Annotated in this window: 2 rRNA genes; both read left to right on the forward strand. The window is 49.0% G+C overall.

Annotated elements, in window-relative coordinates:
* The first annotated feature begins 115 nt into the window (after positions 1-115).
* Positions 116-1,657, forward strand: a 16S ribosomal RNA gene (locus H5180_RS23185).
* Between the two features lie 296 nt (positions 1,658-1,953).
* Positions 1,954-4,840, forward strand: a 23S ribosomal RNA gene (locus H5180_RS23190).
* The 16S and 23S rRNA genes sit together here, the layout of an rRNA operon.
* Positions 4,841-4,937 lie beyond the last annotated feature (97 nt).

Raw genomic sequence — 4,937 nt, forward strand, 5'->3', positions numbered from 1 at the left:
CTGAGTGACCAACAGAAGTAACTTATTTATAAGTTGCTTCGGCACAGTCAATTCAATATCGAAAGATATTAAATAAATTCAGAATTCATTGAGCTGTCGAAAGACAAAAAACTTTTAATTGAAGAGTTTGATCATGGCTCAGATTGAACGCTGGCGGCAGGCCTAACACATGCAAGTCGAGCGGTAACAGAGAGTAGCTTGCTACTTTGCTGACGAGCGGCGGACGGGTGAGTAATGCTTGGGAATATGCCTTTTGGTGGGGGACAACAGTTGGAAACGACTGCTAATACCGCATAATGTCTACGGACCAAAGTGGGGGACCTTCGGGCCTCACGCCAAAAGATTAGCCCAAGTGGGATTAGCTAGTTGGTAAGGTAATGGCTTACCAAGGCAACGATCCCTAGCTGGTTTGAGAGGATGATCAGCCACACTGGGACTGAGACACGGCCCAGACTCCTACGGGAGGCAGCAGTGGGGAATATTGCACAATGGGCGCAAGCCTGATGCAGCCATGCCGCGTGTGTGAAGAAGGCCTTCGGGTTGTAAAGCACTTTCAGTAAGGAGGAAAGGGTAGTCTTTAATAGAGGCTATCTGTGACGTTACTTACAGAAGAAGCACCGGCTAACTCCGTGCCAGCAGCCGCGGTAATACGGAGGGTGCGAGCGTTAATCGGAATTACTGGGCGTAAAGCGTACGCAGGCGGTTTGTTAAGCGAGATGTGAAAGCCCCGGGCTCAACCTGGGAACTGCATTTCGAACTGGCAAACTAGAGTGTGATAGAGGGTGGTAGAATTTCAGGTGTAGCGGTGAAATGCGTAGAGATCTGAAGGAATACCGATGGCGAAGGCAGCCACCTGGGTCAACACTGACGCTCATGTACGAAAGCGTGGGGAGCAAACAGGATTAGATACCCTGGTAGTCCACGCCGTAAACGATGTCTACTAGAAGCTCGGAGCCTCGGTTCTGTTTTTCAAAGCTAACGCATTAAGTAGACCGCCTGGGGAGTACGGCCGCAAGGTTAAAACTCAAATGAATTGACGGGGGCCCGCACAAGCGGTGGAGCATGTGGTTTAATTCGATGCAACGCGAAGAACCTTACCTACACTTGACATACAGAGAACTTACTAGAGATAGTTTGGTGCCTTCGGGAACTCTGATACAGGTGCTGCATGGCTGTCGTCAGCTCGTGTTGTGAGATGTTGGGTTAAGTCCCGCAACGAGCGCAACCCCTATCCTTAGTTGCTAGCAGGTAATGCTGAGAACTCTAAGGAGACTGCCGGTGATAAACCGGAGGAAGGTGGGGACGACGTCAAGTCATCATGGCCCTTACGTGTAGGGCTACACACGTGCTACAATGGCGCATACAGAGTGCTGCGAACTCGCGAGAGTAAGCGAATCACTTAAAGTGCGTCGTAGTCCGGATTGGAGTCTGCAACTCGACTCCATGAAGTCGGAATCGCTAGTAATCGCGTATCAGAATGACGCGGTGAATACGTTCCCGGGCCTTGTACACACCGCCCGTCACACCATGGGAGTGGGTTGCTCCAGAAGTAGATAGTCTAACCCTCGGGAGGACGTTTACCACGGAGTGATTCATGACTGGGGTGAAGTCGTAACAAGGTAGCCCTAGGGGAACCTGGGGCTGGATCACCTCCTTATACGATTTAGAACTTATTTGTTCGTAGTGTCCACACAGATGATTGTTAATTAGTGCGTATCCCTTTGGGATAACTAATTAATATGCTCTTTAAAAATTTGGAAAAGCTGATAATAAAATTCGTATAAATACAGTGTATTTGTACAGAGTTTTCAAAAGTAAAAAAGAATGATAGCAGTATCATTCAGTGCCATTTAATGAACGTTTACGTTTGTTGATTGGTATCTACTTTAGTATTCAATATTAACTTCTGGCGAAGTTAAACTGTCACGAAACAAAGACCCGTTTGGGTTGTATGGTTAAGTGACTAAGCGTACACGGTGGATGCCTTGGCAGTTGGAGGCGATGAAGGACGTATTAACTTGCGATAAGCCTAGTCAAGCTAGTAAAAAGCACTTGAGACTAGGATTTCCGAATGGGGAAACCCACCTGCTTGCAGGTATCGTTAACTGAATACATAGGTTAACGAGGCGAACGCGGAGAACTGAAACATCTAAGTACCCGTAGGAAAAGAAATCAACCGAGATTCCGAAAGTAGCGGCGAGCGAAATCGGAACAGCCCTTAAGCTTAATTGGTGTTAATGGAAGGCTCTGGAAAGTGCCACGATACAGGGTGATAGTCCCGTACATGAAAATCCCTTTTAAGTGAAATCGAGTAGGTCGGAGCACGTGAAACTTTGACTGAATATAGGTGGACCATCATCTAAGGCTAAATACTCCCAACTGACCGATAGTGAACCAGTACCGTGAGGGAAAGGCGAAAAGAACCCCTGTGAGGGGAGTGAAATAGAACCTGAAACCGTGTACGTACAAGCAGTAGGAGCCCACTTGTTGGGTGACTGCGTACCTTTTGTATAATGGGTCAGCGACTTATATTTTGTAGCGAGGTTAACCGAATAGGGTAGCCGTAGGGAAACCGAGTCTTAACTGGGCGACTAGTTGCAAGGTATAGACCCGAAACCCGGTGATCTAGCCATGGGCAGGTTGAAGGTTGAGTAACATCAACTGGAGGACCGAACCCACTAACGTTGAAAAGTTAGGGGATGACCTGTGGCTAGGAGTGAAAGGCTAATCAAACCGGGAGATAGCTGGTTCTCCCCGAAATCTATTTAGGTAGAGCCTCGGACGAATACTTACGGGGGTAGAGCACTGTTAAGGCTAGGGGGTCATCCCGACTTACCAACCCTTTGCAAACTCCGAATACCGTAAAGTAATATCCGGGAGACACACGGCGGGTGCTAACGTCCGTCGTGAAGAGGGAAACAACCCAGACCGCCAGCTAAGGTCCCAAAGTCATAGTTAAGTGGGAAACGATGTGGAAAGGCCCAGACAGCCAGGAGGTTGGCTTAGAAGCAGCCATCCTTTAAAGAAAGCGTAATAGCTCACTGGTCGAGTCGGTCTGCGCGGAAGATGTAACGGGGCTAAACTATGCACCGAAGCTGCGGATTCAGAATTTATTCTGAGTGGTAGGGGAGCGTTCTGTAAGCGGTTGAAGGTGTACCGGGAGGTATGCTGGACGTATCAGAAGTGCGAATGCTGACATGAGTAACGATAATGCGGGTGAAAAACCCGCACGCCGGAAGACCAAGGGTTCCTATCCCATGTTAATCAGGGTAGGGTAAGTCGACCCCTAAGGCGAGGCCGAAAGGCGTAGTCGATGGGAAACGGATTAATATTTCCGTACTTGGTATAATTGCGATGGGGGGACGGAGCAGGCTAAGCAAGCATGGCGTTGGTAGTCCATGTGAAAGTGAGTAGGCTAGCGACTTAGGTAAATCCGGGTTGCTGTTAGGCTGAGACACGAGACGAGTCACTAAGGTGATGAAGTTGCTGATGCCATACTTCCAGGAAAAGCCTCTAAGCTTCAGATTATACCGAATCGTACCCCAAACCGACACAGGTGGTCAGGTAGAGAATACTAAGGCGCTTGAGAGAACTCGGGTGAAGGAACTAGGCAAAATCGTACCGTAACTTCGGGAGAAGGTACGCTCCGATTGGTGATGAGACTTGCTCTCTAAGCTGATTGGAGCCGCAGTGACCAGGTGGCTGGGACTGTTTATTAAAAACACAGCACTGTGCAAAATCGCAAGATGACGTATACGGTGTGACACCTGCCCGGTGCCGGAAGGTTAATTGATGGGGTTATCTTCGGAGAAGCTCTTGATCGAAGCCCCGGTAAACGGCGGCCGTAACTATAACGGTCCTAAGGTAGCGAAATTCCTTGTCGGGTAAGTTCCGACCTGCACGAATGGTGTAACCATGGCCACGCTGTCTCCACCCGAGACTCAGTGAAATTGAAATCGCAGTGAAGATGCTGTGTACCCGCGGCTAGACGGAAAGACCCCGTGAACCTTTACTACAGCTTGGCACTGAACATTGAACCTACATGTGTAGGATAGGTGGGAGACTTAGAAGCAGAGACGCTAGTTTTTGTGGAGTCGTCCTTGAAATACCACCCTTGTAGTTTTGATGTTCTAACGTTGGCCCCTGAATCGGGGTTACGGACAGTGCCTGGTGGGTAGTTTGACTGGGGCGGTCTCCTCCCAAAGAGTAACGGAGGAGCACGAAGGTTGGCTAAGTACGGTCGGACATCGTACGGTTAGTGTAATGGTAGAAGCCAGCTTAACTGCGAGACAGACACGTCGAGCAGGTACGAAAGTAGGTCATAGTGATCCGGTGGTTCTGAATGGAAGGGCCATCGCTCAACGGATAAAAGGTACTCCGGGGATAACAGGCTGATACCGCCCAAGAGTTCATATCGACGGCGGTGTTTGGCACCTCGATGTCGGCTCATCACATCCTGGGGCTGAAGTCGGTCCCAAGGGTATGGCTGTTCGCCATTTAAAGTGGTACGCGAGCTGGGTTTAGAACGTCGTGAGACAGTTCGGTCCCTATCTGCCGTGGGCGTTTGAGAATTGAGAGGGGTTGCTCCTAGTACGAGAGGACCGGAGTGAACGAACCGCTGGTGTTCGGGTTGTCATGCCAATGGCATTGCCCGGTAGCTACGTTCGGAACTGATAAGCGCTGAAAGCATCTAAGCGCGAAGCAGGCCTCGAGATGAGTTCTCACTAGAGCTATAAGCTCTCTGAAGGGCCGTTGAAGACTACAACGTTGATAGGCAAGATGTGGAAGCATAGTGATATGTTAAGCTAACTTGTACTAATTACCCGTGAGGCTTAACCATACAACGCCAAACGCGTTTTATGTGATAGTTGATAGCGCAAGAAGTTAATAGACTAAAGTAGATTTACTGAAAACTTTATTATCAGAATTCCAAATTT

Source organism: Pseudoalteromonas sp. SR41-4, from assembly GCF_014163985.1.
Lineage (GTDB): Bacteria > Pseudomonadota > Gammaproteobacteria > Enterobacterales > Alteromonadaceae > Pseudoalteromonas > Pseudoalteromonas rhizosphaerae.